19 protein-coding genes, 1 tRNA gene and 2 pseudogenes are annotated in these 15,900 nt (G+C 44.3%); 9 read left to right on the top strand and 13 right to left on the bottom strand.

Annotated features, from left to right (window positions below):
• Positions 1-115 precede the first annotated feature (115 nt).
• Positions 116-532: a hypothetical protein gene (locus tag M5J74_RS25415; RefSeq protein WP_106168180.1), complete on the bottom strand. Its 417-nt coding sequence runs from the start codon at positions 530-532 to the stop codon at positions 116-118.
• Between the two features lie 53 nt (positions 533-585).
• Positions 586-1,473: a M48 family metalloprotease gene (locus M5J74_RS25410; protein ID WP_015156787.1), complete on the bottom strand. Its 888-nt coding sequence runs from the start codon at positions 1,471-1,473 to the stop codon at positions 586-588.
• A gap of 142 nt (positions 1,474-1,615) precedes the next feature.
• On the opposite strand from M5J74_RS25410, the gene M5J74_RS32930 reads away from it, so the two are divergent.
• From M5J74_RS32930 to M5J74_RS25395, 5 genes and pseudogenes are all read left to right on the top strand, one after another.
• Positions 1,616-1,750, top strand: coding sequence for a hypothetical protein (locus M5J74_RS32930; RefSeq protein ID WP_255409974.1), 135 nt, complete (start codon positions 1,616-1,618; stop codon positions 1,748-1,750).
• Between the two features lie 209 nt (positions 1,751-1,959).
• Positions 1,960-2,218, top strand: a pseudogene (locus M5J74_RS33675) (CrcB family protein).
• A 42-nt stretch (positions 2,219-2,260) separates the two neighbouring features.
• Entirely contained in the window at positions 2,261-2,941 is a 681-nt protein-coding gene (locus M5J74_RS25405; protein WP_015156786.1) for a class I SAM-dependent methyltransferase, read from the top strand.
• A gap of 47 nt (positions 2,942-2,988) precedes the next feature.
• Positions 2,989-3,132: a hypothetical protein gene (locus M5J74_RS25400; RefSeq protein WP_158631768.1), complete on the top strand. Its 144-nt coding sequence runs from the start codon at positions 2,989-2,991 to the stop codon at positions 3,130-3,132.
• Between the two features lie 18 nt (positions 3,133-3,150).
• Positions 3,151-4,305, top strand: a complete 1,155-nt coding sequence (locus M5J74_RS25395) for a quinone-dependent dihydroorotate dehydrogenase (RefSeq protein ID WP_015156785.1) — start codon at positions 3,151-3,153, stop codon at positions 4,303-4,305.
• 62 nt (positions 4,306-4,367) lie between these two features.
• Here M5J74_RS25395 and M5J74_RS25390 read toward each other — a convergent pair whose 3' ends face one another.
• The 8 genes and pseudogenes from M5J74_RS25390 to M5J74_RS25355 form a co-directional block, all read right to left on the bottom strand.
• Positions 4,368-5,150, bottom strand: coding sequence for a hypothetical protein (locus tag M5J74_RS25390; protein ID WP_250014003.1), 783 nt, complete (start codon positions 5,148-5,150; stop codon positions 4,368-4,370).
• A 146-nt stretch (positions 5,151-5,296) separates the two neighbouring features.
• The gene (holB, locus tag M5J74_RS25385) at positions 5,297-6,247 is read right to left on the bottom strand and encodes a DNA polymerase III subunit delta' (protein WP_015156783.1); all 951 of its coding nucleotides are present in this window, start codon (positions 6,245-6,247) and stop codon (positions 5,297-5,299) included.
• A 209-nt stretch (positions 6,248-6,456) separates the two neighbouring features.
• Complete coding sequence (locus M5J74_RS25380; RefSeq protein ID WP_250013988.1) at positions 6,457-7,845, bottom strand: NAD(P)/FAD-dependent oxidoreductase; 1,389 nt, start codon at positions 7,843-7,845, stop codon at positions 6,457-6,459.
• Positions 7,842-8,503: pseudogene (tmk, locus tag M5J74_RS25375) on the bottom strand (dTMP kinase). Before tmk ends, M5J74_RS25380 begins: the two are co-directional and overlap by 4 nt.
• 67 nt (positions 8,504-8,570) lie before the next feature.
• A complete protein-coding gene (gene trpA, locus M5J74_RS25370) occupies positions 8,571-9,371 on the bottom strand; it encodes a tryptophan synthase subunit alpha (protein ID WP_106218922.1) in 801 nt (266 codons plus the stop codon).
• A gap of 10 nt (positions 9,372-9,381) precedes the next feature.
• Positions 9,382-9,693 (bottom strand): DUF3007 family protein, encoded by a 312-nt coding sequence (locus M5J74_RS25365; RefSeq protein ID WP_371934085.1) that lies wholly within the window; start codon positions 9,691-9,693, stop codon positions 9,382-9,384.
• A 36-nt stretch (positions 9,694-9,729) separates the two neighbouring features.
• Positions 9,730-9,942 (bottom strand): NAD(P)H-quinone oxidoreductase subunit L, encoded by a 213-nt coding sequence (gene ndhL, locus M5J74_RS25360; RefSeq protein ID WP_015156778.1) that lies wholly within the window; start codon positions 9,940-9,942, stop codon positions 9,730-9,732.
• 114 nt (positions 9,943-10,056) lie between these two features.
• Positions 10,057-10,293: a hypothetical protein gene (locus M5J74_RS25355; protein WP_250013983.1), complete on the bottom strand. Its 237-nt coding sequence runs from the start codon at positions 10,291-10,293 to the stop codon at positions 10,057-10,059.
• 70 nt (positions 10,294-10,363) lie between these two features.
• Here M5J74_RS25355 and M5J74_RS25350 point away from each other — a divergent pair.
• Both M5J74_RS25350 and M5J74_RS25345 read left to right on the top strand, forming a co-directional pair.
• Positions 10,364-10,448, top strand: a tRNA-Leu gene (locus tag M5J74_RS25350).
• 315 nt (positions 10,449-10,763) lie between these two features.
• On the top strand, positions 10,764-11,999 hold the full coding sequence (locus M5J74_RS25345) for a hypothetical protein (protein ID WP_015156776.1): 1,236 nt from the start codon (positions 10,764-10,766) through the stop codon (positions 11,997-11,999).
• Between the two features lie 181 nt (positions 12,000-12,180).
• On the opposite strand, the gene M5J74_RS25340 is transcribed toward M5J74_RS25345, so the two are convergent.
• Positions 12,181-13,122, bottom strand: coding sequence for a lysylphosphatidylglycerol synthase domain-containing protein (locus M5J74_RS25340; RefSeq protein WP_127022920.1), 942 nt, complete (start codon positions 13,120-13,122; stop codon positions 12,181-12,183).
• A gap of 292 nt (positions 13,123-13,414) precedes the next feature.
• Between M5J74_RS25340 and M5J74_RS25335 the strand changes: the two genes are divergently transcribed.
• Both M5J74_RS25335 and M5J74_RS25330 read left to right on the top strand, forming a co-directional pair.
• The gene (locus M5J74_RS25335; protein ID WP_015156774.1) at positions 13,415-13,981 is read left to right on the top strand and encodes a DUF6658 family protein; all 567 of its coding nucleotides are present in this window, start codon (positions 13,415-13,417) and stop codon (positions 13,979-13,981) included.
• A gap of 93 nt (positions 13,982-14,074) precedes the next feature.
• Entirely contained in the window at positions 14,075-14,803 is a 729-nt protein-coding gene (locus M5J74_RS25330) for an apolipoprotein A1/A4/E family protein (protein WP_250013980.1), read from the top strand.
• 84 nt (positions 14,804-14,887) lie between these two features.
• On the opposite strand, the gene M5J74_RS25325 is transcribed toward M5J74_RS25330, so the two are convergent.
• The gene (locus M5J74_RS25325; RefSeq protein ID WP_106168197.1) at positions 14,888-15,466 is read right to left on the bottom strand and encodes a TetR/AcrR family transcriptional regulator; all 579 of its coding nucleotides are present in this window, start codon (positions 15,464-15,466) and stop codon (positions 14,888-14,890) included.
• Positions 15,463-15,837, bottom strand: coding sequence for a hypothetical protein (locus M5J74_RS25320; protein ID WP_015156771.1), 375 nt, complete (start codon positions 15,835-15,837; stop codon positions 15,463-15,465). Before M5J74_RS25320 ends, M5J74_RS25325 begins: the two co-directional genes overlap by 4 nt.
• Positions 15,838-15,900 lie beyond the last annotated feature (63 nt).

Below are 15,900 nucleotides of genomic sequence, written 5' to 3'. Positions count from 1 at the left end.
CGAGTTAAACATCGAACTCTATCGATCTGACCAATAAAAAACAGGAGAGTGGCGATCGCCACTCTCCTGCTCTAAAACAGGGCTATTTTATACTAGACACTCTTTCATTAAATACTTAGCGGTTAGAACCACGGGGAGCAGTAAAGGCATCCCAAGCGGCTTTAGCTGCATCTGCCAGCCGATCGCCAAATTCGTGTATTTCTCTGGCGACCGATTCCCAGTTCTTCTCGGCTTCTTGCTTGAGGTGTTCGTAGGAGTTCTCCAGGCGATCTCTTTCGATCAAAGGCTGATTCCGTTCTACAAACTCCCTTGCCTTACGAACAGCTTCTATGTACGTTTCGCGAGTGAAAGAACCGGCAGATTGTGCCTCTAGTTGAGCGCGGGTTTTAATTGCTTCAATCAAGGCTTTGGTTTCGTTTTTAATTTCATCGCTTTCCCCAGGCATTTGCTCGTCAACAAGAGCGCTGCTATCTTGGGGAATGATTTCGATTCTCACGGAGTTGTCTTCTTGATTGCCAATTTCATTAGTCATGGTTCGATCTCCTAAATGAGTAACTTGCGATCTATTGCTTGCTTAACTGATGACTACTGACCGAAGGAAAACTTAGTAGACTGCGGTAACTCTCTTTCCAATTTTAAAAGTTGCTCGATCCGTGCTTCAGTTGAAGGGTGGCTGGAAAACAATCCGCTCATGAATTGTCCTGAAAAAGCATTAACAATGAGTAGCGGTTCAAAAGCAGGATTACCCACCATCGGTGCCTGTCTAGCAGCACTTTCCAACCGCTGTAGCGCTCTTGCCAAAGCCCGAGGATTGCCAGTCATCCGTGCCGAACCAGCATCAGCCGAGAATTCGCGCGTCCGCGAAATAGCGAGTTGAATAATTGTTGCTGCAACAGGCGCAAGTACAACTGTCAGTAAGATTCCAATCGGGTTGGCACCACCGCGATTATCTCTAGATGTTGGTGCAGAGAACCATAAACCATAGCTAGCCATTTGAGCTAAGAAAGAAATTGCCCCTGCGATCGTCGCTGCAACTGCTTGCGTCAAGGTATCTCGATTTGCGACGTGAGTTAATTCGTGAGCAATGACACCTTCTAATTCATCTTCTGGCAATAATTCTAAAATTCCTTCCGTTACAGCAACAGCTGCGTGTTCGGGGTCCCGTCCAGTTGCAAAAGCATTCGCTGCCCGCGAGGGAATGAGGTACAGTGCAGGCATCGGCAATTGAGCGCGATCGCACAACCGTTTTACCATTTGATATAGTCCTGGTGCTTGCTGGGGACTAATCGGTCGGGCGCGATAAGCTGCCAGTGCGATCTTATCTGACTGATACCAAGATACTAGGTTAGTAATTGCAGCAATGGCAATACCAGTTATAACACCAGCGCTACCACCAAGAATCCAGTAGCTGATTGCAATTAATAAACCACTTAATAAACCTAGCAGTGCAACTGTTCTGAACTGATTCTGCATATATTTTCTCCTTGTAATGCTGTTATTAACGCTGAATTTGTATAGCAACAACATTACTCAAAGCGCACTCTAATTGTATCGACCTTGATTCAGATTTAGGAGGCAGATAACCTCCCCCTTGAGTACGGATCTACTCACCTTTATGAGGGGTGAGAGAACATTGTTGTGTCATGCCACAATTTTTTCTCAAGGAAATTACTTAATTGCTACTATCTATACAGATTTTGAATCTATCGGTAGTAATAAATATGAAGACCGATCGAGAATCAAACGTTAAAAAACAGTATTTTAAGAATATCTGATAACTAGAATACAAAAATATTGGTATTCATAACTGTTGCGTTCCAGAACTACTGACTACGATCGCTGTAGTAGCGAGCGATCGTTTGTAGATGACAGATAATTTTATAGTAAGGTGAGCCATGCCCATCTTACTACCAACTACTCATGATTATGAGTTGGAAAGATTTAATCCAACTGTTAGCACTGCAACAGCCAGCAATTCGCAATCCGATCGCGATTAGTTTTGGTGCGAGCGCTGGAGCTTTGAGCCGCTATTATCTGACTTCATGGTTTGTGCAACGCTTCGGTAGGTTTTTTAGGTTCCTACACCACCTTTTCCACCTATGGCTTAGATACGGTAACATTAGCAAGAAACCATCAAATTGCAACTGCTAGCCTCTATTGGTTAGAAAGTTATCAGTTGACAGTGGAACCAGTGGCTGGATTCTTTTCTAGTCACTAGTCACCAGTCACTAGCCACTCACTCCTTACTACTCACTTCCCAATGACCAATAACAAATTACTCAGAATTCTAGAACCGGAAGTGATGGACTCTTGGGAAGAAGCAGTTGAATACGATGCGATGGATTTCGTAGAAGTCAACACTGCTTTTGCTCAAACCGCAAGTGAGTTATGTCGGATGGACACAGCTAAAGTTCTCGATGCGGGGACTGGTACAGCTCGAATTCCAATTATTCTCAGTCAAATGCATCCTCATTGGCAAATATGGGGAATTGACTTGGCAGAAAATATGTTGAAATTAGGTTTTCAGAGCGTCAAAGCCGCAGGCTTGCAAGAGCGAATTAGTTTGGAAATAGTAGATGCTAAGCGCCTACCTTACCCTGACGATTACTTCGATCTAATCATTTCTAACAGCCTCGTTCATCACTTACCGAACCCCTTGCCTTTTTTGCAAGAACTCAAACGAGTATTGCAACCCAAAGGAGCCATTTGTATTAGAGATTTAATTCGTCCAAGTGATGCGGCGACTATAGATCGGTTAGTTGAAGGAATTGGTACGGAATACAGCGATCGCCAGAAAGATTTATTTCGCGATTCTTTGCACGCAGCTTTTACAATTGATGAGGTCGAACAACTCGTCACTCAAGCCGAAATTCCGGGTGTGAGGATTTATCAATCAAGCGATCGTCATTGGACTGTAGAGAGACTTTGGAATGGGGATTAGGTTGTTTTGGGACAAGGGGGAACTCGGGGATCCCACGACCGAAGGGAGTGGGGATTAGGGGGCGAAGGGAGACAAGGGGGACAAGGAAGCAGGGGAGCAGGGGAGCAGAGGGGCTTAAGGTGCAACTACCAACTACCAACTACCAATTCCCTACACCCTTTCTTCACGCACCACGCACTACTCTTTACTGATAACTGATAACTGAAAAAGTGGATATTTACAAATCTGCAATTAGACCGTTTCTATTTGATGGCATTAAAGCCGATCCTGAGTGGATGCACGATCGCGTCATTCATTCTTTAGATTGGCTGGATCGAAATCGCGCGCGTCCTGGTGTGAAACAGATTTTAGAACAACTGCAAAAATCTACAGGTTTGCAAGACAAGCGATTGCAACAGCAACTTTGGGGAATCGACTTTCCTAATCCTTTGGGATTAGCAGCTGGGTTTGATAAGGATGGGGTAGCGGCTCATATTTGGTCGAATTTTGGTTTTGGCTTTGCCGAAATGGGGACGGTGACATTTCATCCTCAACCAGGAAATCCTCGTCCGCGTCTATTTCGATTGCCTCAAGACTTTGCCGTTCTCAATCGCATGGGTTTTAATAATCATGGCGCAGAGGTGATGGCGCAACGGTTAGCTGAGAACAATAACTCTCCTACTTTTAGACCAATACCTTTAGGCATTAACTTAGGCAAATCAAAAATTACTCCCTTAGAATCAGCCGCAGCCGACTATCTCAACAGTTTTCGGTTGTTGAAAGCCTGGGGTGACTATTTTGTGGTGAACGTTTCATCTCCAAACACTCCAGGGTTGCGATCGCTCCAAGACGCAGCTCAGTTAGGCTTAATTTTAGATGCCTTACAACAGGAAAATCAGGGAAGAAAACCGATTTTAGTGAAAATCGCTCCCGATTTAGAGTGGGAAGCGATCGTCAATATTCTTGACATTGCCCAAACTTATCAATTGGCTGGAATTATTGCCACCAACACCACAATCCGCCGGGATGGATTAAAAACGCAGATAATTGCTAAAACTGGCAAATCAATTGTCGAAGAAGCTGGAGGAATCAGCGGTTTACCCGTACGCGATCGCTCTACAGAAATTATTCGGTTTATCTACCAACAAACTCAAGGACAGTTACCAATTATTGGTGTTGGAGGAATTTTTACGGCTGAAGATGCTTGGGAAAAAATTATCGCTGGTGCTAGCCTAATCCAGGTTTACACTAGCTGGATTTACGAAGGAATCGGTATAGTCAACCACATCCTCGCGGGATTGCTGCAAAAAATGGCAAAACACGATTTAAACTCTATTTCCGAGGCTAGAGGAAGTCAGTTATCAGCTCGTCGAGGCAGCGACTAGTGGCTGGTGACTAGTGATTAGATGAAGAATTCTACTACTAGCCACCAGCCACCAACCACTCGCTAAATTCGATAAAACTCCTTAGTTTCAGCCGAAAATCCCCAGGAAATGCCATCAGGATCGCGACTGCGAGTCCAGTCAGGAAAATCTGGATCGTCTCGCCGCTTATACACAGTGCTGGAATAGACATTCAGCCGCTTAGCCAGTTCTGACTGGATCAGGGTTTGGGGTAAAGGTTGATTTTGGTTGTGGGATATTGATTGTTCTGTAGCTACTGCGATGTCGTCCGGCTGCGGCAATTGTATGGAGGTTGCGCTTTCTGGAGCATTAGGAGTAGGAGAAAAAGCTGAGACAGTTTCTAACGGAAGCGATTCGGCTTGCTTAACTGACTGTGAGGCAATTTGCTGAGCATTCTGAGCTTTTTCTTTTGCTGGCTCTAACTCCTTAAGCGGTTCGCTCTTGTCCAGCATACTGCCTAAAGTGCTGGAGGTGATAAAGTAATAGACTGTCCCTAAGTCTTTATATTCCTGTCGCTGAGCGCCAAATTCGGCTGCTTTACTATCTAAATAGTATTTAGCTGTAGCAGCAGACAAATTTGCCTTGATTGCTAAATCTAATGGTGCGATCCGACCTTGATTAGCTTGAATGACTTGCAAAAAAATGGGATTAACTTGCCGACTCCATTGTTGCCACTGATAGTACTGCCATACTTTATAACCAATACTAAAGATTGCTAGCCCCAGCAGTAAAGGCCAAGTTGTAAAGAAGATGACGATCGCGAATGCTATCGGCAACAGCAAAATCAGAAAACCATCGACACCTCTTTCTAAAGATTTTTCTTTCATTGCAATTTTGGCAAAAAGATCCACTTGTTGGCAAATTAATCATAAACTTGGCAAAAGTAGAGCGCAATTTTTGTAACTCTTAACAATTGCGATCGCCTTGGGCTTTTTTGCCAACGGCAAAATTAGCAACTATCTATAGGGTGATTTTATAGATATAAAGGCGTTTCCCGCAACATCTCTACATCTGTCAAACCTAGTAACGTGACTTCCCAAACAAGTCGAGGCTGGGCATAACAGAGTAAGTAACGCCTAGTTGTCTCCAGTTTTTCCAAGGGAAAGTGCTGCATTTCTCTAGCCAAAAACTTTTGCCAGTAGCAATACTGAAGATAGTCTACCAACCAAATTTGAGTTTCTAAATCCAGAGTGCGATCGATTTGACGCGCAAGATCTAGAGCTTCATGGCAAGATGGAGAAATCTGCTGAAGTTTTGCCAGTAATTCAGCCGGAATTCCCTCTAGCTTTTGCCAAGCCGCGATCGCTGCCCCTGGGCTGCCCTGCGCTAGTGCCAAAATAGCTGGTTGGCTCAAAATATGCGCGTAGCCGACTTGTTGTAGTACTTGAGCTAAAGACTGAGAGTCCAAGCGATAAAAAGGAATGCGCTGACATCTCGATACCAGTGTTGGCAATAACGATGCAGTAGAGGGAGCGATCAACACAATTGTCGCCTGTCCTGGCTCTTCCAGGGTTTTTAATAGCGCATTTGCCGCTGCCTCTGTCATGGATTCGGCTGACTCGATCGCGACTACAGCACGAGGTGCTTCCAGAGGTGGACGACTGAGAAATTGCTCGATATGGCGAATTTGTTCGATGCGGATAACTGGTGCTGCTTTGCGTTTTTCTTCAGGCTGAGGCGGTTCGATCCACAAAACATCGGGGTGATTGCCCAACTGCAAGCGCTGGCGCACTTGTTGCTGCTTGGAATCTGGAATTTGAGAGCAGAATAATTGTTCTACAAAGTATTTGGCTGCCATGCATCTTCCCACGCCCTCCGGTCCCGCAAATAAATAAGCTGGAGCAACGCGATTTTGCGCGATCGCTTGAGTCAATAATTCTACTGCTTGATGCTGTCCTATGAGTTGGGCAAAAGAAGCGGTCATGGAGAAGTTGTAAGTCGTGAGTCGTAGGAGCGGGTTTAGCGAATAGTTCGACAACTGAGGCAGTAAATCTTGGGTCAAAACCCGCCCTTATAGAAGTCGTAAGGGTAGTTTTAGCAAATAGCTCGACAACTGAGGCAGTAAATCTTGGGTCAAAACCTGCCCGTACAGAAGTCGCAAATCGGAAGCATCTAGCCACCAGCCACCAGTCACTAGTCACTGATAACTGTCAACACCTGCCAGACGATCTTGGGATGGTAGAAGCTAAGTGGTGATTTGAGCATTTGCCCTACCTCCAACACTAAGGCATGTAGTTCTGGTCTAGAACTCGTACCTTTCATCAACTGCCGATTATACCAACGCATGAACTTGCCTAGCTTGCCTGACGATGATTTATTTGAATTGTTAGTTGGGTGCTGCTCCGTTTTGGGAAAGCCTAAGTCTTGAGTCGTTGCTATAGTCCAAGCTAAAGCAGTCGTTTTAGCTAGACGTTTTTGAAAGTCTGAGGTATCTAAATCTAAAGCATTTACATGAGAGCCATATCCTTGCTTTATCCAGTCGCGTAATGCGATCGCTCCCATAGCGCTGACTGTCATCCCCTGCCCGTAAATCGGACACAGGGCGCAAACTGCATCGCCTAAAGCAACAAAACCTTGCGGTAGCCTAATTTTTTCGTAGTGGTACAGTCTGTTAGCAGTCGCACGATGAGCGTAGGTAGGTGACACAGGCTCGGCAGATGCGATCGCCTCGTAAAATCTCTGACTGGGTAGACTGCGGGCAAATGCTAAAAAGCCTTCATCGTCCAATGGCGGAAAATCTTTGCTGTAGCCGCCTAGTGTAGCAATCCATTCTCCTCCCTCGATTCTGGCTAAATATCCCAATCGTGTATTCTCTGGTGGAGATTGGGATATTAACATAATTTTCCAATCTGCATCAAATCCTACCGGAGCGCGGTAGCGGCGCGTTGCATAACCGAGAAATGGATTGACGACGGTTTCATCTGGTGGGGTAAATCCCGCGCTTTCTAGCCATTGTGGTGCTTGGGAACGACGACCGCTAGCATCGACAATTAATGTAGCGACTAGTTCGCTCTCTGTGACTTCACTCACGGGACGTAGGCGAATACCTGTAACGCGATCGCCATGAGAATCGCGCACCAAACCCGTTGCGCGATGTTTGGCAATAATTTCAATATTAGGTATCTCTAAAATACGCCGTCTAATTGCCCACTCTAGCAGCGGACGACTGCAAGTGCAGGAAATGATTTCTGAGGCAGATGTCGTGTTGGCACTCCAGTTACCGTAGGTAAAGTGATGAAACTCCCGCAACCAATCAATTGATAGTGCGCCAGCAGTAGAGAGTTCAGCACCGATTCCCGGAAAAAGTTCTTCTAATATTCTGTACCCTTTGGCAAACAAAACGTGAGGTTGTACTGATTGGGGTACGCCTTTTCTAGATTGAGGCTGGCTGGGTAGCATATCTGTATCGACGATCGCGACAGTCGCAAAATAATCTGCTAGTACCCGTGCAGCCAGCATACCAGCAATGCTCCCTCCTATGACAACAGCACGATCTTGTCCGTGTCTCCGTATTGAGTTCATTGTTGCAGTATTTCAGCTAAGTTTTGGCGCAAAATCGTCTGAATCTGTTGACGAACTTCGCTTTCACTCAAACTAGCATCAACTCGTACAACGCGGTGCGGATCTTGTCGAGCTAATTCTAAATATCCCTGTTGAACGCGACGATGAAAGGCGATCGCCTCTTGTTCGATGCGGTCGTTGCTTCCCCGTCCTTTAGTTCTGGATAAACCGACTTCTACATCGAGATCTAACCAAATTGTTAAGTCGCTTTCCAGACCAGCAGTTGCGATCGCGTTGAGTTGATGGATTAAATTTAAATCTAAACCGCGACCGTAACCTTGATAAGCAATCGTGGAATCGGTATAGCGATCGCACAGAATAATTGTGCCAGAAGCGATCGCCACCTTGAGCGTTTCTTCTACATGCTGAGCGCGATCGGCGGCGTACAATAACAATTCAGTCGTGCTGAGTATGGGTGCTTCACCTCTAGATTCCAGCAGCAAGGAGCGCAGTTCTGCCCCTAATTGAGTCCCCCAGGTTCCCTCGTTACAATGACATCTCGTTTAGGAATCGCAGAGCTGAAAAGCTCCTGAAGCCAGGATTGTGTGGCTTGAATTTGTGTTGTCTTGCCACTACCTTCAACACCTTCAAATACAATCAGTTTGCCTGGTGAGTTCAACTTCGTTCTTTATCAGTTATTAGTTATCAGGGGTAAGGGAGCAGGGAGTAGGGAGCAGGTGGCAAAATTATTTGTTGGCAATAACAGCTTTGAGACTGCGGCAAAATTCGGCGATCGCAGCGAGTCCTTGCTCTGGTGTCCCTTCAGCTAGACGCTTCACTACGGCACTACCCACAATGACTGCATCTGCACCCCACTGTTTTACTTGTGCTGCGTGTTCTGGCTGAGAAATGCCGAAGCCAATTCCGATTGGCTTATCGCTCATCTGCCGAATTTGTTGTAACAAGTCCTGCGCTCGTGCTTCTAATCCAGTTCTGATCCCAGTTACGCCAGTCACGCTCACTAAATAAATAAATCCTTGGGAATGCCGTGCGATCGCCTCAATTCGTTCTGGCGAGCTGGTAGGAGCCACTAGTAGTATAACTTCTACCCCATATTGGGTTGCCACCTGCAAGACGTATTCCGCCTCTTCTAGAGGCAGATCTGGTATGACTAACCCTGCGACCCCGGCTTGAGAGATCTGTTGAAAGAACGGCTCGATCCCTCGGTATAAAATCGGGTTGTAGTAAGTAAATAAAACAATTGGCGATCGCAAATCTGACTTGACAGCCGCGACTACCTCCAAGACTTGCTCTAACTTTGTTCCCCGTTGCAAAGCGCGGGTAGCTGCTGCTTGGATCGTCGGTCCATCAGCCAGTGGATCGGAGTAAGGAACGCCCAATTCGATAATATCTGCACCAGCCGCATCCAAAACCCGTAGTGCCTCAGCGGTCGTTGCTAAGTCAGGATCGCCTGCTGTAATAAATGGGATCAAGGCACACTCATGGCGATCGCGCAAAGACTTAAAACACTCGGAAATAGCAGTCATAAATTAGGGGTTACGAATTAATCTTTTCTTCTTTTTCCAGTTCGGCTTGCAGCTTTTCCAGTTCTTCCGGTGAGAGTTCGTCTAACTTTTTTTGCCAGAAAGCTTCTTCATAGGCACTTCGCTGCTGGTGATAGGTCATCTTCTTCCCCATCACGCGAAAGATATAGCTTAGCAGCCATCCAATCAAACCACCTACTAATAATAGCTGGCTCCAGATCCCAGCTTCTAGATTATTTAAGCCAGCAACTTTTAAAGCAACGTATGCTAAGCCTCCAGCAGCAAAGACTCCTAGAGTCACTCCTATCGCGTCAATTCGTCGCATTGCAACTGTGTCAACCACTCCTATGTAATTCTTTACCTATGTCTGAATTTGGCGGCGCTTGGGTCGAAAGTTGAGGAAGGGCGATAAAACCAATAAACCTGGGAAGAAAAAGAATACCATAAAGTACATAAAACCGCGCTCGAAGGAAGTAGCCGTATACCACCTGAGATTTAAGTAGAGCAGTAGTGCAATTGGGACGACAAGCAAGTATGCTCCTGCCAAAGCTAAGTACAGTAGGGCTACCATCATAAATTTTTTCCCAAGTAGGTATAAATGAACGAGCGATCGCCTAAGGCGAGTTCTTTGTTAACTAAGGTGTATTCCCTGTTTTTAGATATTGTACCGCTCTTCAGTTATCAGTTATCAGCGATCGGTGAGGTGAGTGGCAGGTGGTAAGTTGTTCCGACTTACGAATTTTCCCTTGTCTCCCTTGTCTCCCCCCTCTCCCTTATCTCCCTTGTCTCCCTTATCTCCCTTGTCTCCCTTGTCTCCCCCCTCTCCCTTATCTCCCTTGTCTCCCTTGTCTCCCCCCTCTCCCTTATCTCCCCCCTCTCCCTTGTCTCCCTTATCTCCACACCTACTTTCTTTTTTTAGTTGCATAAATTCCCCTTTAGTGCTGGAATAGTAAAGCGGGGTAGACAACCCTGTCAAAACTCACACTAATAGCTAAGGGGGCGTGGCGGAATGGCAGACGCTACGGACTTAAAATCCGTTGACCTTAAACGGTCGTGAGGGTTCAAGTCCCTCCGCCCCCATAAGATACTTTAAAAACCTACGCTAACAGCGTAGGTTTTTGTGCTTTAATTACATGTTTACGTGTTTGCTCCGATTGCAATTGTCTGCCAACTTTTCCATTGAAATAGCTATAAACTATCCCGCAATATTACTCAGAAATCTTCCTTTCTCGAACCCCTCTACCCGTAATTTTACGGATGTTTGTTTACCACATGTTTACGATAAAATTGCACAGAAATACTCTACTGTACTAAAACTTTTTAAACTATAGTTCATACTATATAACACCTAATTCGAGCGCAAACAAAATCGCTTCCTACATGGAAAGGCATTGTATGGTTAAGCCTACTATCTTCGATGCTACTGGTTCGTCCAGCGAAGCACAAACTGCAAGCAATCTTACCTCGCGGCAAACAAGCAACTTTGAAGAAGCACAGGAAACTATATATGCTTACTTGTTAGATATTATTAAGCAGTGGTCGCCTGAAAATGTTTTGAAGGAATTCAGACATTTATTTATTCAAGATGATGACCCAATTAACTCCAATGTCATCCGCTCTATATATGAAATTGTGTTTGCCAACGATCGCCAAGAATTTCATTATACGCTCAAACGGTCGTGTTATATTCTCGTCAATAACTGGGTTTCTAAAAGAAAATTTAAATACATCCAACAGCTACTGGAAATTTTAAACGATCCGATTACTAAGCGAAAGTCTCTTTCGCCAATGGTCGATCGCTTAAGAGGTTGGATGCAAGCTTTTGCTAAAAGCGACGATTATCAAAAATTAGAATTGTATGCTCAGGCTAAATTTCAAGAACACGCTCGTTGGAATTCTCGCTATGCACCAATCTTGCTCTCAACTCAATACAACGACTTAAGAAACCCAATCGAACAACGAGAAGCAGCTAGAAATCGAGCATTACAACTACGGTGTAGATTTAAGTTTGACTTGGCGATGTATATGGCACGGTTTGAATCTGCTGGAATCGACAGCCAAATTCAAAATCCGACAGATGTAGGAGATGAAATTCTCCGAGTCATTAAGCTTATTGTAGCTAAACGCGATACTTACAGCTATGCAAACATGGCTAACGTATTTAGCAAAACAACTCAAGGACAGAACTACAAAAAGTTTAAGCAAAGTTTAAAAGACTATCTACTCTGCTATGGAGAAAGTCAGGAGTTTTCTGATACCTTAAAACTCAATTTATGGCATAAATTAGATTCGTTATATGAAACCTGGCACGATCAGCTACTAACCGATACAATGTTGCTGAAAACATGCAATAAACTGATAGACTATTTAACAACAGATAAGCGAAAACAGCCTTCACCACTACTAGAATCATTGATATCGCAAGGTAATCCGCTCACGGTTGTCATACTCTTATTGAAGATTGTCTTAATTTGTCAACCCGCACGAATACGTTTAGAAGCTTGTGTTGCCGACTTAATTATGTATCATGAAAAGTCTCCAGAAAGCTGTGTTTGGATGACTAATTTTATTGAAATTTTCACGATTATCTTTGCAATTTATGCAGACAATATGACAATATCAGTTAAATGATATTTTATTAAATTTGTAGAACATTTGTATGGTGAGCATTGCTCACCTGATTTTTATCGATATTTGTAGGGCGAACAAATATTCACATAGTTATAAAAATATCTATTATTCGCCAATGATTGAAAATTGCTACTATCTGTCATTCATCATTGATGATTTGCAGGTAACCAACCACCAACTATCAATTACTAACTATCAATCTCTCATTTAACCAAGCTAATCCCGCGCCAGTAGCTTCAGCAGTAATACTAATAAAGCGATATAAAGCGATCGCGCTAATGACTGCACCAACAGAAAAACTGTTTTGCAATAAAGCGATCGCCGTGACTTCAAAGACTCCTAAACCTCCAGGCGCACCAGGAATTACTAATCCCAGTACCCAAGCTAAACTAAAAGCAGCAAATAATAAAGGAATACGCTCTATTGACAGCGGAATTATAGCTAGTAAAGTTAGTAAAAAACCCGTTCCTCGCAATCCCACGAAACCCAATTCTCCCAATAAAGGTCGCCAAGGATAGCGTTTAATTTGACAGAGAACGCGATCGCTTGTATTTGTAGTAGTCGATTTAAATTTCATTCGACTGAGCAGCCGCATCGCCAAGTTTAGCAAATGAGGGTGAATTGCTAACAATACCCCAGCCAAAACAAAAAATAGTAACAATTGGATATAACTTTGAGTTAGAGCGATCGCCGATTGGATTCCTAGCAAAGCCAACAGGATTGCGGCAGCCGCCATTAATAGAGGTTCTAACAATACGCTTAAAGCTGCTATGCTGGTAGGAATACCAGCAGTTTTTGCCGCAGAAATTCGACCGTAGTAATGCCAGACATTCCCTGGTAAATATTTAGCAATATTTGTTTGCAAATACACTCGTACGAATTGAGGAATATTGACGGTCTGGTTGAATTCCTCTAATATCCAAGTCCAGACCCATCCAGACCAGATATGGGCAAGTAGAGTCACGCATAAAGCGATCGCTAAAGTTAGCCATCCTAAAGTAGCAATCCGAATTGCTGCTACTTCTTGCCAATTGTTTTTGAAAGCTGTTATTAAGAAAAATAAAGTCCCGCCTAGTATTATCCAGCGCAAGTAAGGTTTCAGGCGTGACAAAATGTGCTGCATTCAGTTTCCAATGTGAATCTCTCTTGAGTTAGAAACAAATTGAACTATAGCGATTGCAAAATGCACCCTTTGCTAGAGGTAGCGATCGTTCGTAAATGCCTAAGATTAGCAATCGTTGGTCAAATTCGAGCCACTTTATACAATAACGCCAAAATGCTCTTGACACACATATAAGTAAGTCTAATTGAAAGCATGAAATTTAGCACGCGGCTGAGATTAACAGTACTAGTGTTTATTGCAGCACTTAGACCAAGGGCATTTGGCGGACTGGTTCAGTAAATAGGAGGGTTTTATGCAAAAGTTAACTACTTTGTTCAAAAAACTAAGATTGCGCCAAGTGCTGACAGTATGCCTAGTCAGCGTATTACTGATCTTCAGCGCAGCTTGTAGCAATGCAACGACAGCCCAAGGTGCAAATCCTAATAACCCTGCTGTACAAGCGGGTGGCAATAACAATCCTCACAAAAATCCTGGGGTTAACTACAACAACGTAGATAAATATACTACCGATCCCACAGTTAAAGAGACACCCGATAAATCGCCAACCAATCGCGCTAGTTTAGATGGATATTCTCTGCTTGTAGCAGCTAACAGCGAAGGACTTCTTTACCCTGGAGCAGAAACCCCAGCCGGTAGAGCAGCAAAAGAAACTGAATTACCAATCAAAACAGCGAAAGACTTTAAACAACCCGAAGCAGGCGGGTTGAACCAAAGAAATGAAGATTTAGGAGAGCGGCTCGGTAACCGTTTAGAAAAGGTGCAAGAAGCTTTTAGAGAGGCATCGGAGTTTACTCAAGAAAAAGCAGCAGAAGGTAGCAGAAGACCAGAAGCTCAAAGCAATCCTGCTTTAGGTCAATAGGTTCCAATCGAGTAGCAAAATTTTGTGGCGAAACAAGAACAAAAAACATCTTGCTCTCACAAATAACTCTATCCAATTAAAGGGAGTATTAACATGAACAGGATCGTAACTGCTGTGAAAAAAGTCCATCTGGGACGAATTTTAGTCACCTGTATGGCAGGAATTTTACTCTTCGTTAGCACTGCTTGCTCTAGTGCTGTACAAGCAAAGAGTCCTGATGCAGGAGTTGTGACTGGAAGAAGACAGAATGTCCCTGCTGGGAAATTAGCCGTCCCAGGACAGAAGAATCCTAGACCAGAAGTTCCAGGTGGTACGGCAACTTCTCCCGATTCCGGCGTGGTGAATAAGTTTGAGGGAGGACCGACAATGAATGAATTTAGCGATGTCGATCCCAGAGCCAGAGATTTAGAGAAGGCAGCTAACAAAAAGGCTAATGCCTTAATCGAAAATGCCGAGCGCAACGTCATCGACCAAACAAGTGATGTTGGCGAAAACACCAAGCGAATTCTAGGTAAAAAAGGTGAGAACGCAGAAGATTTCGGTAAGAATGTTAACCGAAATACCGAGAGTCTCCAAGACAAGATCAAAGGTACTGCTGAAGACCTAGCCAAAGGCGCGAAGCGCGGTACGGAAAATATCAAAGACAACACCTCTGATGCCCTACGAGGAGCAGACAGAAATGTCAGCCGTGCTGCTGAAGATGCCAAAGATACAGCTAGAGATTTAGGCAAGAGCGCTCAACGCAAAGCTGACGAGGCAGCTCAAAACACTCAACGTAGCTTAGACCGCGCCGGACAAGCTGCTAGAGATGCAGTTGACTAATTTTCTTGAATAAGTTCTGTTGCTGAGGGTGAGTCTATGCTCACCCTATTTTTTGCTAAAAACAAACTCAGTGACTTGACTAATTTACTCAAGTTCTTTTCTATGAAGAGCCACACAGTAAGCAGAAGCCATTTGGTTGAAACGATTAAAAATTTGTTCTAGCCAGTGAGAATCGGCATTTGGAAATAATTGCTGAAGTCCGACAAAAGTAGAATACTCAACAATCGCAAGTTCAAGTGCAATTTTTTCGTCAATTTGTCCCATCTCACTAATTAAGCCGACTAAGTATTGGATTCTCTGCTCGTCAACCTGCTTGAGGACGAGTTGCACTCGTCGATCGACTCCCGACCAATTTCTAATTGCTCGCTCAATATGTCTGTCTATTCCTGCTGCTAGACGGTCGAGTTCTCGACGGCGATCGCTCAGATTGTCAAGTTGCTCGACGGTTGTGATAATCCGGTTTGTATATTCGGACTGCCAATACTCAAGTAGTGCGTTAATAAATTCGTCGTGATTCTTGAAGTGGTGGTAAAAGGAACCCTTTGTCCGACAGGTCACTTGACAAAGGCGTTCGATGGTTAAAGCTTTTTCCCCCTCAGAACCCAATAGTTGCAAGCCAGTATCGAGCCAGTCTTTGCGGGTCAATCGTTCAGCCGTGGTCATGTTGAGAACAAACCTAAAAATCCTAGTAGAGTAATGGGGATGAAGAATACCCACTGCGGGTAATCAAGCGGTTTTAGCCTGCGTAGAGTTATTAATCCCACATTAAGCAACGCACAAGCAGCTGGAATACTGGTTGCAGCTAGAGCTAAAGGAATATTAGTTGGCAACAGTGCAGCCCAGGCATACGTACAGGTCAAAAACAACAGCGCGATCGTCACAATGTGCCAGCAGTAGTACATTGTCAGCTTGGGTATTTCTTGGAGATCTGAGGCATCAAGTAATGGTATTACCACCTCACGTCCACCCCAAAAAAGATGAGCGAGGAAAGTAATTAGCGAGATAACGGCAGCAGCAAAAAGAAACCAGTTCATGACATTCTCCTTCTTTGCTGAGATATTCATACAATACCATACCAAATGGTATGTTTAAGTTTA

This window comes from Chroococcidiopsis sp. CCNUC1, assembly GCF_023546805.1.
Lineage (GTDB): Bacteria > Cyanobacteriota > Cyanobacteriia > Cyanobacteriales > Chroococcidiopsidaceae > Chroococcidiopsis > Chroococcidiopsis thermalis.
The sequence above is the reverse complement of the archived record's forward strand: the minus strand, read 5'-3'. Positions and strand labels throughout refer to the sequence as shown.

Coding starts and splice junctions, on each gene's coding strand:
- M5J74_RS25415 (WP_106168180.1), bottom strand. CDS start 532: ATGACTAATGAAATTGGCAATCAAGAAGACAACTCCGTGAGAATCGAA.
- M5J74_RS25410 (WP_015156787.1), bottom strand. CDS start 1,473: ATGCAGAATCAGTTCAGAACAGTTGCACTGCTAGGTTTATTAAGTGGT.
- M5J74_RS32930 (WP_255409974.1), top strand. CDS start 1,616: ATGAGGGGTGAGAGAACATTGTTGTGTCATGCCACAATTTTTTCTCAA.
- M5J74_RS25405 (WP_015156786.1), top strand. CDS start 2,261: ATGACCAATAACAAATTACTCAGAATTCTAGAACCGGAAGTGATGGAC.
- M5J74_RS25390 (WP_250014003.1), bottom strand. CDS start 5,150: ATGAAAGAAAAATCTTTAGAAAGAGGTGTCGATGGTTTTCTGATTTTG.
- holB (WP_015156783.1), bottom strand. CDS start 6,247: ATGACCGCTTCTTTTGCCCAACTCATAGGACAGCATCAAGCAGTAGAA.
- M5J74_RS25380 (WP_250013988.1), bottom strand. CDS start 7,845: ATGAACTCAATACGGAGACACGGACAAGATCGTGCTGTTGTCATAGGA.
- trpA (WP_106218922.1), bottom strand. CDS start 9,371: ATGACTGCTATTTCCGAGTGTTTTAAGTCTTTGCGCGATCGCCATGAG.
- M5J74_RS25365 (WP_371934085.1), bottom strand. CDS start 9,693: ATGCGACGAATTGACGCGATAGGAGTGACTCTAGGAGTCTTTGCTGCT.
- ndhL (WP_015156778.1), bottom strand. CDS start 9,942: ATGATGGTAGCCCTACTGTACTTAGCTTTGGCAGGAGCATACTTGCTT.
- M5J74_RS25355 (WP_250013983.1), bottom strand. CDS start 10,293: ATGCAACTAAAAAAAGAAAGTAGGTGTGGAGATAAGGGAGACAAGGGA.
- M5J74_RS25345 (WP_015156776.1), top strand. CDS start 10,764: ATGGTTAAGCCTACTATCTTCGATGCTACTGGTTCGTCCAGCGAAGCA.
- M5J74_RS25340 (WP_127022920.1), bottom strand. CDS start 13,122: ATGCAGCACATTTTGTCACGCCTGAAACCTTACTTGCGCTGGATAATA.
- M5J74_RS25335 (WP_015156774.1), top strand. CDS start 13,415: ATGCAAAAGTTAACTACTTTGTTCAAAAAACTAAGATTGCGCCAAGTG.
- M5J74_RS25330 (WP_250013980.1), top strand. CDS start 14,075: ATGAACAGGATCGTAACTGCTGTGAAAAAAGTCCATCTGGGACGAATT.
- M5J74_RS25325 (WP_106168197.1), bottom strand. CDS start 15,466: ATGACCACGGCTGAACGATTGACCCGCAAAGACTGGCTCGATACTGGC.
- M5J74_RS25320 (WP_015156771.1), bottom strand. CDS start 15,837: ATGAACTGGTTTCTTTTTGCTGCTGCCGTTATCTCGCTAATTACTTTC.